Genomic DNA, 16992 nt, shown 5'->3' on the forward strand with positions numbered 1-16992 from the left:
AAAGCTCGTGATAGATATTTCTATCACGAGCTTGTTATAAAAATGGTTGTGACCTAGTTAAGCGGTATGAGACTGTCCCACCGTCCGATGTCTATTGAACAGACGCAGATCTTTCGATCCACGCCGCTTACCGAAGTAAGCGTCGCTAGAAGGAAGTGTGAGTCTTCCTGAATCATCGAACAGTTTTCCTTAGAAAGGAGGTGATCCAGCCGCAGGTTCCCCTACGGCTACCTTGTTACGACTTAGTCCCAATCGCGGAGTTCACGTTCGGCGCCTGCCTCTCTTGCGAGTTAGCTTAGCGACTTCGCGTGCACCCCACTTTCGTGGCTTGACGGGCGGTGTGTACAAGGCTCAGGAACATATTCACCGCGGTATGCTGACCCGCGATTACTAGCGATTCCGGCTTCATGCAGGCGAGTTGCAGCCTGCAATCCGAACTGAGGCGCGTTTTCTGGGATTTGCTTACTCTCGCGAGTTTGCGTCCCTTTGTTCGCACCATTGTAGGACGTGTGCAGCCCTAGTCATAAAGGCCATGAGGACTTGACGTCATCCCCGCCTTCCTCCGGTTTCACACCGGCAGTCTCTCTAGAGTCCCCGACATTACTCGCTGGCAACTAGAGATAGGGGTTTCGCTCGTTAAGGGACTTAACCCGACATCTCACGACACGAGCTGACGACAGCCATGCAGCACCTGTGCAAAAGCTCTCCGAAGAGCACTCTCCCCTTTCAGGGAGATTCTTAAACATGTCAAGACTAGGATAAGGTTCTTCGCGTAGCCTCGAATTAAGCCACATCCTCCACCGCTTGTGTGAGCCCCCGTCAATTTCTTTGAGTTTCAGCCTTGCGACCATACTCCCCAGGCGGAGCACTTAACACTTTCGCTACGACCGAGAAGATGTGGGAGTCCCCTCGATCCAGTGCTCATCGTTTACAGCTAGGACTACCGGGGTATCTAATCCCGTTCGCTCCCCTAGCTTTCGTGCCTCAGCGTCAGTAGAGACCCAGTGAGCCGCCTTCGCCGCCGGTGTTCCTGATGATATCAACGCATTTCACCGCTCCACCATCAGTTCCGCTCACCCCTATCTCCCTCAAGCCCTACAGTTTCAGGCGCAGTTCCACGGTTGAGCCGTGGGATTTCACACCTGACTTGTAAGGCCGCCTACGCACCCTTTAAGCCCAGTAATTCCGAATAACGTTCGGACGGTTCGTCTTACCGCGGCTGCTGGCACGAACTTAGCCCGTCCTTCCTCTGAGGATCAGTCAAAATTTCTTCCCCTCTGACAGCGGTTTACAACCCGAAGGCCTTAATCCCGCACGCGGCATCGCTTGGTCAGGCTTGCGCCCATTGCCAAAGATTCTCGACTGCAGCCACCCGTAGGTGTCTGGGCAGTATCTCAGTCCCAGTGAGACGGGCCACGCTCTCACGCCCGCTAACCATCGTCGCCTTGGTAGGCCATTACCCCACCAACAAGCTAATAGTGAGCAGTCTCATCCCCGGGCGCCGGAACTTTGATCCGTAGATGTTATTTGGTATTACTGCCAGTTTCCCGACACTATCCCAAACCCGAGGGTAGATAAACCACCTGTTACTCTCCCTTTCGCCGCTGTCCCCTCGAGAGCAAGCTCTCTCAGTTATCGCGCGACTTGCATGCCTAATCCATGCCGCCAACGTTCATTCTGAGCCAGAATCAAACCCTTCAATTGTTATATGCTTGTACGACTCGCCGAAGCGAATCGCTTATGAGCAACAGTTAAAGCGTTTGAACTGCTCTTTGCAAAACAATTCAAATACAGTTCATCGTGATTGTCTTCCCTGAAACTCCTTCCAACCCGAAGGCCTGAATCGGTCTCAGTGAAGTCCAGTCTCACGCCGAACTTAACAGAGGTCACAACCAAATTGTCAAAGATCAAAGCCCGAGAAACGTTGTCTCTCGGTTTTGGGTTTCCCCCTTGGCCGCGTCAGCAACCACTTGGGAAGGACAAAGATTACCAGAACAAACCGGGGCGTCAACGGGCCACCGTTACGGCGAACGTTTTTTTTGTCTGAAAACGCGTAAACACCGAGAAAACAGGACTCATTGTGATCTGAAAAAGTTCGCCGGATTCTGCAAAAACCTCTCCTAGAGGCCGCTTGGACCTTCGATTTTGCATCGCCTCGCGCCAAAATTGCCATCTGAAATCGAACTTTCACACGCTCCGATTCAGCCCGCGGCGCTACCGGTTTCTAACGACTGTTCGGATCAGGCGGATCGTCGCTCTGAGAAAGTCGCTCAATTGGGTATCGGTAGATCCCAATGAGCGGCAAGCGGGGAACGAAGTACTAGGGTTGAGGAACCGTTTTTCCCGCTTTTCGCATCGCCCCAGGTAATGATCCGATGCCCAAACCGGTCGTTTTGCTCATTGCGCTCGCCACGTTCATGCTGCCCATCGGCGTCGTCTTTGTGATGTACGCCGATCGCATCGAGCTGCCGCAGCCTCCCCAGCCGCACGAAGTCGAAGGGAAGGTCTACTTCTTCTCGGCCCCTTGGTGCGGAGCCTGCCGACGCGCGCAACCTGCCTATGAGCAACTGCGGGACGAGGGCTATCCGATCAAAAAGATCAACGTCGACAACGATCCGGAACTAGCGCAAAAGTACGGCATTCGCGGGATTCCGGCGTTTGTGTATGTCCGCGATGGGAAAGAAGTGGGACGAACTAGCTCGCCGGGGTCGGTGAAGTCGCTGTTTCCGTGGTGGTAGACGTCATCTCGCGATTCGGACGACACGCAGAGCGTTACTGAACCGGGATCTCTTCCCATAAAAAATATCGCCCGTCCGGGTCCGCTTGCCCCGCAAGGTTACGCCTCGTTGGCAGGGCGCCATCGAAGACGGCGACAGGGATCAGCCGCGAACCGTCTCCCGGCTTGCCGGGTTCATCCAGGAAGTGGAACGAATTGATAAATCGATCTCCCCCGGCACTCGCTTTTTTCCCTCGAACCATGACCAAGTAAACGCCAGTCGGGTGAAGAATAACCCGGTATCTTTCGAAAACCACCACCCCCGCAATGTCCGATTCGATGGCGGACGCCATATCGACGGCGATATAGCCTTCGTGCTGAGTTTCCTTCGCTTCCATCAGCACGCCCTGCGCAATGCCTCGTGACGCCGTGTCGATTAACGACTTTACAAGTTCTTCGTCCGTTTTGTCTTCCGGCCGCGGCCCCACTCTCACATCAACGACCGTGGCGAAAAATCGCGTTAAATCGTTGGTCAAGATGAATTCGCCATCGACCAATCCTGAGTCGAGCCGCTGCAGATAATGCACAGCCGTCTTCTTACCGTCCTCGTTCCGCGCCTTAGGAAAGGCGATGACCTTATTTGAAGGAAATTCAATTTCAAACGGATGAAGGCTAGAGCGCATTTTGACTCCTCCGCTCCAAAACGCCGCGACTTCCGCGGCGATTCCAGGTGAGTCAAGAATGGATCTCGTTCTACTTGCCGCCTTCGGCGGTTCCGGCATCGTCGGTTTCGGCTTCGGCGCCGCTGCAACCTTGGGAGGCTCCACTTTTACCGGGGGAACCTCTGCAACAACACGCGGAAATCGAATCGATTGAACGATCTCTTGCCACTTATATGGAGGCAAATTGGCGTCAGCCGTCGCCAACAAAATGCAAACCGCCTTTTGATCTGAAACGTAAACGCCGAAGTTCCGCGTGCGTCGCGACGGCATCTCAAACATCACCATGAAAGCGGGATGGCCGTTGATCATCGTATTGTGCTGGCGCGGATTTTTGACCTGGCTTTCGTCGGGGGGAAGTGGACGAACGCGCTGCTTGGCCGCTTCGATCGCCTCCTTGTCGGTGTCGTTCCCTGTCCGCGGCACGATGATCAATTTGACCTCGGTAAAGACGCCGCGTGAGACATCGTATTCCGTGGGAACTTCCCAGCGAAATTGCTCAAGCCCGGCGACTTGCTCCCGCTTGATCGGTCCTGCCGGAAACGTCAATTCGATCGGGTAATTTTTAGGGCGAAAACCCTGGCTCTGATTCGGATCGGTCATTCCCGAATCAGCGGCAAACGGAGCAGCACCCGTCGCAGAAACGCTTGAATCAGATCCCGCTTCGCCCTCTAACGCAACAGCCTCTGGCGTTGGCGGGGCTTGACGCGAACTCGACTGACTGGCGACATCCCAGGCGTACAGTCCGGCGATCGCCAGGCCGCCGATCAAAACAACAACCCCCAACAAACCGCCGCCAACCATCAATAGGGTCCGCATCGCTTGTTGACCGCTAGCGGAACTTCGTCGTTTCGGCGGCGGCGCTAACGTGATCTCGTCGGCGAACACGTCATCCAGCCCGCTAAGCAGATCTTCCGGGGGAGACGGCGCCGCAGATTCTGGCGCGACCGCAGCGATCTCGATCACTGCGGCTTTGCACTTCGGACAACGAATCTTGCGGCCGGCGAATTTATCGGCTACCTGAAACGCTCCGCGACATTGCGGACACTCGACCGGAATCGGCATTATTTGCCCCTGATTTGAAATTGACGAGAAATTTCGTGATATCCCGCCGCGGCGGGAAAATCAAGTCAAATCCAGGTGAATCAGGCCGCGGCGGCGGAGGCGAACTATTCGACCGTGACGCTCTTCGCCAGATTGCGCGGCTTATCCACATCGCAGCCGCGCAGCTGCGCGATGTGATAGGCCAACAGTTGCAGCGGGATGATCGAAACGATCGGTTGTAAAAATTCGTCGACCATCGGAATCCGGATCACGTCGTCGGCGATCTTAGCGACCTGGTCGTCATCTTCGCTGGCGATCGCGATCACCGGACCGCTGCGAGCCTTGATCTCTTCCAGGTTTGACATCACTTTATCGTAGACGACGCCGCGCGGCATGATAAAGACGCTCGGCGTTTGCTCGTCGACCAGCGCGATCGGTCCATGTTTCAGCTCGGCGGCAGGGTAGCCTTCGGCATGGATGTAGCTGATTTCTTTCAGCTTGAGCGCGCCTTCCAGCGCTGTCGGAAAATTAAAGTGCCGACCGAGATACAGAAAGTTAGTCGCCGATTGGTACTTCTCGGCGATTTTGCGTGCGGTGTCGTTCGACTCGAGCGCCTTCTCGACCGCGGCAGGCAATTTCTGCAGCGACTCGATGATGCGATACCCTTGGTCAAAGCTAAGATGCGTCAGCCGACCAAAATAGAGCCCCAGCATCGCCATCACGGCGAGTTGCGACGTGTAGGCCTTGGTCGACGCGACTCCGATCTCTGGACCCGCATGCAAATAGATGCCGCCGTCCGCTTCTTGCGCGATCGTGCTGCCGACCACGTTGCAGATCGCCAGCGTGGGATGTCCTTTGCGTTTCATTTCGCGCAGCGCGGCGAGCGTATCGGCCGTTTCGCCGCTTTGCGTGATCCCAAAGACCAGCGTCCGCCGCGGCGTCGGCGGATTGCGATACCGCAGCTCCGACGCGTATTCGACTTCGACCGGAATTCGGGCCATCTCTTCAATGATGTACTCGCCGACGAGCGCCGCGTGCCAACTGGTGCCGCAGGCGGTCAAAAGAATTCGATCGACGCCGCGCAGCTCTTGCGGCGAAAGATTCAATCCGCCGAACACCGCGGTCGCATCGTCGAGACTCAGCCGCCCGCGCATCGTATTTTCGATCGACTGCGGCTGCTCGAAAATCTCTTTCAGCATGTAATGTTCGTAGTCGCCCAGATCGACGTCGGACGCGTCGATCTCGATCACTTCGACGCTATGCTCGATCGCGCCATGATCGCGATGTCGCACTTGCAACGAGTCGGCTTTGAGCAGCGCGATTTGATGATCGGCCAAGTAAACAATCTTGTCGGTGAACCCGGCCAGCGGCGATGCATCGCTCGCCAAATAATGGACATCATCGGCGACGCCGACCACCAACGGACTTCCCAGACGCGCCGCGACAATCAAATCGGGACGCTGCTTGAACAAGATCGCCAAGCCATAGGTGCCGCGCAGTTGGACCAGCGCGTCTTGCACAATATCGATCAACTGCTGGTCAGTCGGAGCTGCCTGGGGTTTGGCGTTAGCCAGTCGACGGCGACGGCATTCTTCCAGCAGATGCGCGATGACTTCGCTATCGGTTTCGGTGGCGAACTCATAACCCCGAGCGATCAGCGTCTCTTTCAGCTTGGCGTAATTCTCGATCACGCCGTTATGCACTAGTACGACCTCGCCTCCTTGGCCGACGTGCGGATGGGCGTTGGTTTCCGTCGCCGGGCCATGCGTCGCCCAGCGGGTATGGCCAATTCCGGCGGCGCCTACGATGTGTTGCTTGGCGAGACGCGCGGCCAAGTTGTCAATTCGTCCGGCGGTTTTGCAAACGCTGATCTCGGCGTCACCCGGGTCCAAGGCGGCGATCCCGGCGCTGTCGTAACCCCGATATTCAAGCCGACGAAGCCCCTGCACGATAAAATCAACCGCTTGTCGATCTCCGACTACTCCAACGATGCCGCACATCGCACGCTCCCGATAAGACGAACCGAATGGGGGCAAAAACCCCGAAAAGGGTACCGCCCCGATCCTGGCAAACTAGCAAATATTGGCCAATCTCAGAACATCGAATAGGCGGATGGGAGAAATTGGTCTAGTTGTTTTATTTAATCCGAATTTACAATCCAGCGATCGAAATCTGTTTTCTTAGGCCAAGGAAGGTCGTTATGTCGCCCCAAGCTCCACTTCGTCTCCGTCTTCGTACTGCGGTTATTATCCCGGCTCGTCTGGCGTCGACCCGCTTGCCGCACAAGATGCTGCTGGCCGAAACCGGCAAACCGTTGATCCAACATACTTATGAAGCGGCGATCGAAGCGTTGCGCCCCGAAAAAGTGGTCATTGCGACTGACCACCCGTCAATCCGCGACGCCGTGCTGGCATTTGGCGGCGATGTGATCATGACCAGCGAGTCGTGCGCCAGCGGAACCGATCGTCTGGCCGAAGCGGCCCAGCAATTGCCTGAGTATGACCTGCTGTTAAACGTCCAAGGAGACGAACCCGAGATCGCATCGACCTCGATTGACGCATTGATCAAGCTGATGGAGGAAAACCCGGGCCATAATATGGGAACGCTGGCGACGCCGATCCGCGACAAAGCGCTGCTCGCCGACCCGGCCTGCGTCAAAGTGATCTGCGATGAAACAGGGAAAGCGCTCTATTTCAGCCGGAGCCAGATTCCGTTCGTGCGAGAATGGGATGACGCCATCCTCCAGGCCGAGCCCCCCCACTTTTTGATGCACCTGGGGATTTACGCCTACCGCCGTGATTTTCTGCTACGGATTGCCGCGGCGCCGCGGACCGAGGTCGAAAAGCTGGAAAGCCTGGAACAGCTTCGAGTTCTGTCGATGGGCGAGTCCATTCATGTCGGCGTCGTCAACGAAGCGTCCTCCGGCATTGATACTCCCGGCGACTATGCGGCATTTGTCAGCCGCAAGCTTGCTTGCTAAGATAAAGCCCCAGGGCTGACGGTCCTGGCCGATCCAGTCTCTTGCGTCTTTCACGCCCTTAAGCAACTGCCTAAGGGCGATTAGGGATTTCTGACGCAAATTATCGATCACTGCCGATCGTCTGGCGGTGACGTCTCTCGGTTTACGCTAGCAGCAGTAGTTCTGCACTTGCAGGGAAGGTTCATGACCAAGCATATTTTCGTGACCGGCGGCGTGGTCAGTTCACTCGGCAAAGGGTTGACCAGCGCTTCCATCGGCATGCTGCTCGAGCAACGCGGGCTGCGCGTGAAACTGCAAAAGCTCGACCCCTATATCAATGTCGACCCCGGCACGATGAGCCCCTATCAGCACGGCGAAGTCTATGTGCTGGACGACGGCAGCGAAACCGACTTGGACCTGGGACATTACGAGCGCTTCACCAATAGCCCTCTGACCCGCGACGCCAATTACACGACGGGCCAGATCTATCTTTCGGTCATCAACAAAGAACGCCGCGGCGAGTTCCTGGGCAAAACCGTCCAGGTGATCCCCCACATCACCAACGAAATCAAAAGCGTCATCGAGAAGCTCGGGGACGAAGAAACCGATGTCGTGATCACCGAGATCGGCGGCACGGTCGGCGATATCGAAAGCCAACCGTTTCTCGAAGCGATTCGGCAATTCTCGCTGACCGCCGGCAAAGAGAACTGTCTCTATATCCACCTGACGCTGGTCCCTTATCTCAAGGCGGCCGCCGAACTGAAGACCAAGCCGACCCAGCACTCCGTCGGTCAATTGCGCGAAATCGGTATCCAGCCCGACATCTTGATTTGCCGTACCGAACGCAATCTGAGTCATGACGATCGCGAAAAGATCGCCCTGTTCTGCAATGTGCCGATCGAAGCGGTCATCGAAGAGAAAGACAAAGACTTCTCGATCTATGAAGTCCCCTTGAGTCTGCACGAGAACCGGCTCGATCACCTGATCGCCAAAAAGTTTGGTTTTCCTCGCGGCGATATCGATCTGACGCAGTGGCAAGAGATCTTGCACACGCTCCGTAATCCGGAGACCGAAATCAGCATCGCCGTCGTCGGCAAATACGCCGAACACAAAGACGCCTACAAGTCGATCTACGAAGCGATCGATCACGCTGGAATCGCCCATCGCTCGCAAATCCGCATCGGCCGCATTCAAAGCGAAGCGATCGAATCGGAAGGCGCCGAACGTTTGCTCTCTGGATACGACGGCATTCTGGTTCCCGGCGGGTTTGGCGAACGCGGTATTGAAGGCAAAGTCGATGCGATCCGCTACGCTCGCGAGCGCGACATTCCGTTCCTGGGCATTTGCCTGGGGATGCAGTGCGCCGCGATCGAGTTCGCCCGCAATGTGGTTGGCCTGGAAGGAGCTCATTCGACCGAGTTCTCTAAAGACTCGCCGCACCCGGTGATTTGCTTGCTCGACGAGCAAAAGAACATCACCGACAAAGGGGGGACCATGCGACTGGGCGCCCAAGATTGCTCGTTGGTTCCCGGCACCCACGCGCACGAAGCGTACGGCCACGAATCGATCAACGAGCGGCATCGCCATCGCTATGAGTTCAACAACAAATATCGCGAGCAGTTCGCCAAGCACGGGCTGCGATTCTCGGGACTAAAACCGGATGGCTCGCTGGTCGAGATCATCGAGAACGAAAACCACCCCTGGTTTGTCGCGGTCCAGTTCCATCCCGAATTCAAATCGAAACCGATTAAGGCGCAGCCGCTCTTCGCCAGCTTTGTCGCCGCCGCAATTGTGCGCCGCAGCAAGTCGGCGCCCAACGCTTCACCGACCGAAGAAACAGCCGAAACGTAATCGACAGCAACAGAGGCGAACCCCATGAACGGCGACTCCGAAGCAGAAAAAAAGATCATCGTCGACTCGGACTGGAAAGAACAGGTCGAGCAAGAGAAGGAAAAACTACGCGCCGAAGATGCGCCCGAAGCGCCGCCAGCAGCGGAAGAACCGGCCGCCGCTGCTCCTTCCGACAACAGCGCCAAGTTTGATCCCAGCAAACTCCCGCCGCCCGATTTCCGGATGCTCATCTCGATGCTGGCCACCCAGGCCTTCGCCGCGCTGGGACAAATCCCTCATCCCGAAACAGGCCAAGCCATGGTCGAGTTGCCGCTGGCAAAACACATGATCGACCTGCTGGGCGTGATTGACGAAAAGACCAAAGGCAATCTCTCGCCCGACGAAGCGGAGATGCTAGAACACGCACTGCACGATCTACGCATGGGCTACTTTGCGATGTCGCAGCAAGCGCAGAAGTAAGATCCTTTGGGCCATCCAACCATCTTCGGGTGACATTGCCACGGCCTTGCGTGGCAATGAAAGAGGTGAGATCGGTGAAAAAGGCATTTTCCTACCTGGTCTTTGCGTTGCTGATTTGTCGTGCCGTCTCGGCGGCGCCGCCCAACATCGTCTTTATCTTGGTCGATGATTTGGCATGGGCCGATTTGGGATGCTACGGACACGCATGGCATCGCACCCCGAACATCGATCGCTTGTCTGAAACCGGCGTGCGGTTCACCAACGCTTATGCTTCGGCCCCGATCTGCTCCGCCTCGCGGGCAAGCATTTTGACGGGGAAAACGACTGCCCGACTCGGATTCGAGTTTGTCACGAAGAACGAGCCGGGAATTCAACAAGTCGATACGATCACGCAGCTTACAGCGCCGCCGCTGACCCTCAACCTTGCACTGGAAGAAGAGACCATCGCCGAGCGGATCGCTGCGTTGGGCTATGAGACCGCCTTCTTTGGAAAATGGCATCTCAATCAGCACCACCGTCGATATCTCGGCTGGAGCCCCAAGTTTGGCCCAGCCCAGCAAGGATTTGAAGTCGCCGAGGAAGACTTCGGAGCGCATCCCTATGCTTGGGGCAAATCGCCTCCCCAGGCTGTCGATCAATCAGGGAAATTCGTCGAAGATTCGATGGTCAAGCGGGTCTGTCGCTACATCGGCCAGCCCCATGAACGCCCTTACTTTGTGATGGCTTCGTCGTTTTACGTCCATACGCCGGTGAAGTCCCCCTATCGTTGGCTATTGAAGCAGTATGCCGAAACGATACCTGCGGATGCTCCGAACCGGCAAAAGCGAATTGCCTACGCCGCCTTCCTGGAAACGCTGGATCATCACGTCGGCCAGATTGTGAAAGCAGTCGAAGCGACCGAGGAAGCCGACAACACGCTCATCGTCTTCTTCTCCGACAATGGAGGCCATCCTGCGTACACCGCGAATGCGCCGCTTCGGGGTTCCAAGTGGAATCTCTACGAAGGGGGGATTCGCGCACCGTTGATCGCTCGCTGGGCCAAGAAAACCAAAGCCAATTCTCGCTGCGACGTTCCGGTCATCGGCTATGACTTGACGCCCACCTTTATCAACGCGGCAGGCGGAACGGCTACGCAAGCGGACGGCCGGGCAATCGATCTGGCGAACGTGGATTCACTCGCTTTGGAGCCGCGAAACCTACTGTGGCATTTTCCGTATTACCATCCAGAAACGGGATATGCGTCCGCATTGCCGGCCATCGGAATCGATGATTTTGCGGTCAGCCAAACGCGCCCTCAATCAGCGCTCCGCCGCGGGAAATACAAATTGCTATGGTTTGCCGAGGACAAGCATGTCGAGCTTTATGACCTGCAAGCCGACTTGTCTGAGCAAGTCGATCTAAGCCGACAACTGCCGGAGAAAACGTCCGAACTGCGGAAAGAACTGATGCGGACATTGCAGCAACAGCAGGCCCGCATGGCGACTCCGCGTCTTCAGACCAGCAATCCCAATCGGTAACGACTCCTTTTAACCGATGGGCGGCACGGCGCCAAACCCGAAAATTCAGATCTGACAAAACACTAGCCCGCCAGCGCGAGCGAGGGAACAGGGCTGGCGATCCTAATACGGATTGAAGCGATGGGCCGCATTCCCTTGCTGGCGCATTTTTGAAGTTAAGCTCCCCAACCATTCCAAAAAAGAAAAGCGTGCTCCTAACGAGCACGCGTCTTTTTGTTTTTCAGGTTCGAGACGTGTCGGTCTCACTTTTCTGAGACGTCGAAGTCGACTTCCGTGCCGTCGGCCGGGATGTTGATTTCCGTTCGGTAGGCCGGAAACAGGGCGTTGCCCGGACTGTTCGCTCCCGGTTCGGCCGTGGGGTCCACTTTGCCGTCGTAGCCACGAATCGTGACGGAGTATTCCCCCCCCACGATTCCCTTTCCCGCAGGCGTTACGAAGCGACCATCCGTGATTTTGCCAATGGTTCCCGGTCCCGAATTCCCTTTGGCGGAGTTCGGTTCCAAAATAATGTCCCCTCGCGGCACCGGCTGACCTTCGTAGGTCACGTTGCCCCGCAGTGGTTCGCCATAACCCGAACTTCCACCACACCCCACGGCGCCGACGATCAGCAAACTAGCAAGCAAGATATATCGCATGGTTCACTCTTTCGAAGAATTAAGGCGAATAACCTCCGATGGGAAGTCCATCGGAACGCTTGGAGAGGTTTTGCGAGATCGTTAGATCGGTCGTTTCGGCCAGAAAATGAACCGATCCGTCGTTGAACAAGAATTGCGCCCCGCCGGGATGATCGCTGCGAAACGCACTGGTGAAGCTCTCCCAACTGCCGGACGGGTTGGCGTTTAGTTGATAGCGGAATCCAGTCAGACAGACCGGCAGCCCATTGCTATCGTTCTTGCCGCTGGCCGCCCAGGAAAAGCCGACGGAGTCGTGCGGATGGTTGTTTTCGCCGATGACCATGACGTTCGACGTTCCGTCGGTAATGTCAGCAAAACGAGTCTTCGAATTCACATAGAGCGTGCCGTTGGTGTAAAAGCGGCGCACGTTCGACGAATGTCCCTGGCACGAGGAATCGCTATCGGGACCACCTCCTTGCACGCCGCGATAACTGGCTCGCAGCGCGTTCTCCCCAATCTTGGCGTCGGAAGGACATTGATAAGCTTCCATCGGAACCAGAACATCCTTGTTGGGACTCGGCACATCTTGGCCGCCTGGATCGAAGAAGCGATGCTCGTAGACATTCCCATCCCACGCGAATTGGTCATACATGTTCTGCTGTTCGATAAACGGCAGCAGCAGAACGGTCCAAGGAGCATGACCGCCGTGAACCGGCGTGCTCATACTGTCGCACCAATTACTTGCGCTGTAATTGATGTCGGTCTTGGCTGAGATATAGCCTGCGGGGAAGCTGCCGAGAGTATCGTGATAATTGTGCAGCGCGATACCCATTTGCTTCAAATTGTTGCTACAGCTCATGCGACGCGCCGCCTCACGCGCTTGTTGCACCGCTGGCAACAACAAGGCGATCAAAACGCCGATGATAGCGATCACTACCAAGAGTTCGACCAGCGTAAATCCCTGGTGAAAGCGAGTACGAAGTTTCATAAAACAACTCATGAATAGGGGGCAGATCCAGAAAGAAGTGGGGCGATATAAAAAGGCCCAGCCATTTCCATTTAAATTAATACATTATTCTATCCAGGACGAATACACTTCTAAGCGACATAATTGCGTTTTAATGCGGTTTTATGGAAACAATGACGCCGTTTCTCAATTCGATCATGTTTTATTTCGACATATTCAAATAACTACGCTTTTCAGGCTGCCAGAGGATTGTTTCGGACTACTTCGCCAAAAGGAAATCGACCGATTCAGAACGGTCTGTCGGGCCTGCGAGAGTTCGTCACCTTTCGCCAAGAGAAAGGTGACTTTGGGGGCGCGGATTCCCTCCCCAAAATTGTCTCTTGAGAAAACGTATGCAGTCGTGGTCGATTGCATGCGATGCGCGAGCAATTCAAAGGAGCGCAAAGAAAAAGCCGCTGAATCCAGGGGACTAATCTGGATTCAGCGGCCGCTTATCGGCGCCGCATCGACTAAAAGCTCGGCTTCCATGCCGAAAATGCCATCCTTGGATGTGTCTTGCCATCAATCTAAGGTGCGCTGTGGACTAGACAGCTTTCTCAGTTGACGTTCAGTCGATGCGTTTCACCGGGGGTACGTGTGTATGGTTTAGCTCGACAAGGTATCGAGAAGTCCGCCGAACTCAGGCATCTGTTGCTCTAGGTTCGCCAGCCAAGCGTCGGTTCGCCAAATCTCTACGCAAATAGCGGCGCCAACGATCAGCACTTCTCCGCCTGCTTCGACTCCTAAAAACTCGCGAAATCCTTCCGGAATCAACAGCCGCCCTTTGGCCGCCAACTGCACGTTGCGATGGCGAGTCGATAGCAGGCGACCCAGCATCTGGACGTCGGCGGTGCGACCTTCTAACCGTCCTGCGTCTATCTTGGCTTTCACCAAGTTGACCCCTGCATCGAGCTTGGCTTTCCAGTGGGTGGAGTTCCACAAACTGAGACAGCCCGGTCGCTCTTTGACCAGGATCAGGTCGGTCGAATTCTCACAAAGCGGATCCGCTAATTCGGTCGGAATCGACAAACGAAATCGTTCGTCAATCTTGCGATTGAATTCCCCCAGGATGAAGTCTGCGCTGGCCATGTCTGTCGCGGAGATCCCCAACAGTTGTGCGGGCGGAGCCTAAATCCGATTACGGGCTAATTTCCCACAAGATTGTCTAAAGTTTTCGCTGAGTGGGCTCAAATCCCACGACTCGAAGTTTAGCGGATCCCGCCTGAATCGCAAGCGCCGTGGGTAAACTTTTCCACAAATTGCGTCAGACCGCGGCAAAGTGGGTCGAAATCCCACATTGCCGCAGCGGCAGAAATTGGTGTGGAGGTGGATCGCGAAATTTCGTACTCTTCGCCCCGCTCCAACGTCCACCGCTATCCAGCCGTTGTCCTGTCCGGAATTCATCGCCCTTTTGGTTCACTCCGTGATTTCGCATCTCCCTACAGAACCTGTCGTCATTACCGGGATCGGCATGATCACTTCGGTCGGTCAGGATCGTGAGTCGACATGGCGCGCCGTACAGCGTGGAGAATGCGGCATCCGGCGCATGACTGGCCTGACGCCGATCCCAGACAACCTGGTCTTGGGAGCTCCGGTCGATCTGCCGAACATGAATCGCGACATCATGAAACCGATGTTGCTAAATAACATTACGGCGGAAGAAGCGATCCTCGATTCCAACGTGGACCTGACCGATGTCGATCTAGAACGCTTTGGTTGCGCCATCAGCGGTCACATGGGAGACGCCGCCGGACGCAGCATTATCGAAGATCGCCCCGTCAACTGGATCACCACCGGCGTAAACTGGTGGAATCAGCTTTACCCGAACACTTCCTGCGGTCAGATCGCCAATCGATATGGCTTGATGGGCCCTCGCATTTGCCATTCGACCGCATGCGCCAGCGGGCTAGTCGATATGATGAGCGCTGTCCGCGCCATTCGCGACAATCAATGCGACATCGCACTGGTCGGCAGCGGAGAATCGATTGATCCTCTCTTCGCCGCCGGATTCCGCAGCATGCGAGTACTCTCCGACAGCGACGATCCGAAAAACTCGTGCCGCCCTTTTGACAAGCAACGCAACGGCTTTGTAATGGGAGAAGGCTCGGCGATGTTCGTAATCGAACGTCTCAGCCATGCCGTCGCTCGCGGCGCCAAAATTTACGCTGAGATCCTCGGCTGCCGCTGTCTTTCGGAAGCGCATCACGTGACGGGGCTCGATATGGAAAGCGTGGCCCTCGAGCGCTTGATCACCGACACGATGCGCGTCAGTGATTTGAGCCCGCGTGACATTGAATACATCAACTGCCACGGAACCGGCACCAAACAAAACGACATCAACGAAATCCGCGGCATTCGCGCCGCATTTGGGATTCAAGCGCAGCGAACTTGCGTCAGCAGTTTGAAATCGATGCTCGGCCATCTGGTTAACGCATCAGGAAGCGTCGAGTTGGCGCTCACCACGCTCGCGCTGCGTGACGGCTTTGTGCCGCCGACGTCGAACCTGCGAAACCCAGATCCCGAGTGCGATCTCGACTGCATTCCGCAAGTCGGCCGGCACCTGAAAGCGCAGCATGCGATGAAACTTTCGGTCGCTTTTGGCGGGCATCTGGTTGCGGTTGCGATTCGCCGCTGGAACGACGCCGCCTCGGGCTACGGTTATCCCGAACTTCGCCGCGCGGCGTAAAGCCAGCTTACTGGTCGTCTTTCGACCAGCTTGGGCGTGATCAGGTCGCAATACGCTCTTTGTCTCGGTCGAACTTACCGAGTTACGACATTTCTGGATGTTGGCATGCTGTCTGCACTTATCGCTTAGATACTACGGGCAATTAATTTTGCGTCTTCGGCAAAAAGCCGATAGCGACGCCCATGGAAAGGCCAATCGAATGGAGAGGCGACATGTCCGACTCGTTGAAGGGAAAACGAATCGCAATTCTCGCAACCGACGGTTTCGAACAAGTGGAATTGACCCAGCCGATGGAAGCCCTCCGCGCTGCGGGAGCCGATGTCGAATTGATTTCGCCGACCTTGGACAATATTCAAGGGATGCATCACGATCAGCCGGGGGAGAAGTTCTCGGTCGATTACGCGATCAATCAAGTTGATTCGGGCCGCTATGATGGGCTAGTTCTGCCGGGTGGAGTCGCCAACCCTGACTCCCTGCGTACCGATCCGCGCTGCATTGAGTTCATTCGTGACTTCTTTGAGCAGCACAAACCGGTGGCGGCGATCTGTCATGGTCCCTGGACGCTGATCGAAGCCGATGTGGTGCGAGGGCGAAAGATGACCTCCTGGCCTAGCCTGCGAACTGATCTGCTGAACGCCGGCGCCGAATGGCTCGATCAAGAATGCGTGGTCGACGACGGTCTGATCACCAGTCGCAAACCAGACGACCTGCCGGCCTTCTGCGGCAAGCTGATCGAAGAGTTCATCGGCGGTCATCCTGTCGGGCAGACCACGTAGGCACGAGATCGATTCGGCATGAAACTGCAGCTGACTGGCGGCCCAAAATGGCCCTGTCAAATGAATGCCAAGTGGATCTAGGCTAGGGCCAGACAGGGTCTACAATCAGGGCTCGCTGCAATGGCGGCGTCATTCCTAATCGATAGCCCCTGTGAAGCATTCTCCCTCGTGACTCCATCCGCATCTCGTTTCCTGACGGTCGCCGCTCTCTTTGTTCGCGTTGCGCTAGCGGCTTCCTTTTTGTCTGCAGTCGCCGATCGTTTTGGGATCTGGACCCAACTGGGCTCAGGCGAAGTCGCCTGGGGAAACATGGACAACTTTCTCGCTTACACGCAGATGTTGCTGTGGTACCTGCCGTCGAGCGTGGTGACCATCGCCGGTTGGACGGCGACCATACTTGAAATCGTGATCGCGGCAGCGCTGCTGTTGGGCGTAGCGATTCGCCCCACGGCGATCGCCAGCGGTGCTCTGCTGTTGGTATTCGCAGTCAGTATGACCTTTGGCACTGGCCCTGAAGGACCGCTTTCGTTCTCGGTGTGGACGGCCGCGGCGGCTTCGCTGTTGCTCGCAGCGATCGATCCCCAAGCGACCGGGCCCGGCCTCCGGCCCTCCTAAATTCGCCCAAGGGATTCAAACGGCGTCTGA

At 56.1% G+C, this 16992-nt stretch carries 13 protein-coding genes and 1 rRNA gene; 8 read left to right on the forward strand and 6 right to left on the reverse strand.

Annotated elements, in window-relative coordinates:
- Window positions 1-193: 193 nt before the first annotated feature.
- A 16S ribosomal RNA gene (locus M4951_RS19715) occupies window positions 194-1704 on the reverse strand.
- A 671-nt stretch (window positions 1705-2375) separates the two neighbouring features.
- On the opposite strand from M4951_RS19715, the gene M4951_RS19720 reads away from it, so the two are divergent.
- A complete protein-coding gene (locus M4951_RS19720) occupies window positions 2376-2738 on the forward strand; it encodes a thioredoxin family protein (RefSeq protein WP_262023342.1) in 363 nt (120 codons plus the stop codon).
- Window positions 2739-2772: 34 nt separating this feature from the next.
- Here M4951_RS19720 and M4951_RS19725 read toward each other — a convergent pair whose 3' ends face one another.
- Both M4951_RS19725 and glmS read right to left on the reverse strand, forming a co-directional pair.
- The gene (locus tag M4951_RS19725) at window positions 2773-4500 is read right to left on the reverse strand and encodes a zinc-ribbon domain-containing protein (RefSeq protein ID WP_262023343.1); all 1728 of its coding nucleotides are present in this window, start codon (window positions 4498-4500) and stop codon (window positions 2773-2775) included.
- A gap of 104 nt (window positions 4501-4604) precedes the next feature.
- Complete coding sequence (gene glmS, locus M4951_RS19730; RefSeq protein ID WP_262023344.1) at window positions 4605-6479, reverse strand: glutamine--fructose-6-phosphate transaminase (isomerizing); 1875 nt, start codon at window positions 6477-6479, stop codon at window positions 4605-4607.
- Window positions 6480-6679: 200 nt separating this feature from the next.
- Between glmS and kdsB the strand changes: the two genes are divergently transcribed.
- The 4 genes from kdsB to M4951_RS19750 all read left to right on the forward strand — a co-directional run bounded on the left by kdsB (window position 6680) and on the right by M4951_RS19750 (window position 11265).
- Complete coding sequence (gene kdsB / locus M4951_RS19735) at window positions 6680-7459, forward strand: 3-deoxy-manno-octulosonate cytidylyltransferase (protein WP_262023345.1); 780 nt, start codon at window positions 6680-6682, stop codon at window positions 7457-7459.
- Window positions 7460-7642: 183 nt separating this feature from the next.
- Window positions 7643-9289 carry a CTP synthase gene (locus M4951_RS19740; RefSeq protein WP_262023346.1) on the forward strand — a complete coding sequence of 549 codons (1647 nt, stop codon included), beginning with the start codon at window positions 7643-7645 and terminating at the stop codon, window positions 9287-9289.
- Between the two features lie 24 nt (window positions 9290-9313).
- A complete protein-coding gene (locus tag M4951_RS19745; protein WP_262023347.1) occupies window positions 9314-9748 on the forward strand; it encodes a DUF1844 domain-containing protein in 435 nt (144 codons plus the stop codon).
- Between the two features lie 74 nt (window positions 9749-9822).
- Window positions 9823-11265, forward strand: coding sequence for a sulfatase (locus tag M4951_RS19750; RefSeq protein ID WP_262023348.1), 1443 nt, complete (start codon window positions 9823-9825; stop codon window positions 11263-11265).
- A 242-nt stretch (window positions 11266-11507) separates the two neighbouring features.
- Here the strand turns inward: M4951_RS19750 and M4951_RS19755 are convergent, their stop codons facing one another.
- From M4951_RS19755 to M4951_RS19765, 3 genes are all read right to left on the reverse strand, one after another.
- A complete protein-coding gene (locus M4951_RS19755) occupies window positions 11508-11900 on the reverse strand; it encodes a hypothetical protein (RefSeq protein ID WP_262023349.1) in 393 nt (130 codons plus the stop codon).
- A 19-nt stretch (window positions 11901-11919) separates the two neighbouring features.
- Entirely contained in the window at window positions 11920-12867 is a 948-nt protein-coding gene (locus M4951_RS19760) for a DUF1559 domain-containing protein (protein WP_262023350.1), read from the reverse strand.
- 624 nt (window positions 12868-13491) lie between these two features.
- The gene (locus M4951_RS19765) at window positions 13492-13974 is read right to left on the reverse strand and encodes a division/cell wall cluster transcriptional repressor MraZ (protein WP_262023351.1); all 483 of its coding nucleotides are present in this window, start codon (window positions 13972-13974) and stop codon (window positions 13492-13494) included.
- 334 nt (window positions 13975-14308) lie between these two features.
- Between M4951_RS19765 and M4951_RS19770 the strand changes: the two genes are divergently transcribed.
- The 3 genes from M4951_RS19770 (at window position 14309) to M4951_RS19780 (ending at window position 16962) form a co-directional block, all read left to right on the forward strand.
- Window positions 14309-15571, forward strand: a complete 1263-nt coding sequence (locus tag M4951_RS19770; protein ID WP_262023352.1) for a beta-ketoacyl-[acyl-carrier-protein] synthase family protein — start codon at window positions 14309-14311, stop codon at window positions 15569-15571.
- 212 nt (window positions 15572-15783) lie between these two features.
- Window positions 15784-16347: a type 1 glutamine amidotransferase domain-containing protein gene (locus tag M4951_RS19775; RefSeq protein ID WP_262023353.1), complete on the forward strand. Its 564-nt coding sequence runs from the start codon at window positions 15784-15786 to the stop codon at window positions 16345-16347.
- A gap of 168 nt (window positions 16348-16515) precedes the next feature.
- Entirely contained in the window at window positions 16516-16962 is a 447-nt protein-coding gene (locus M4951_RS19780) for a DoxX family protein (RefSeq protein WP_262023354.1), read from the forward strand.
- Window positions 16963-16992: the final 30 nt, after the last annotated feature.

The organism is Blastopirellula sp. J2-11 (genome assembly GCF_024584705.1).
GTDB lineage: Bacteria > Planctomycetota > Planctomycetia > Pirellulales > Pirellulaceae > Blastopirellula.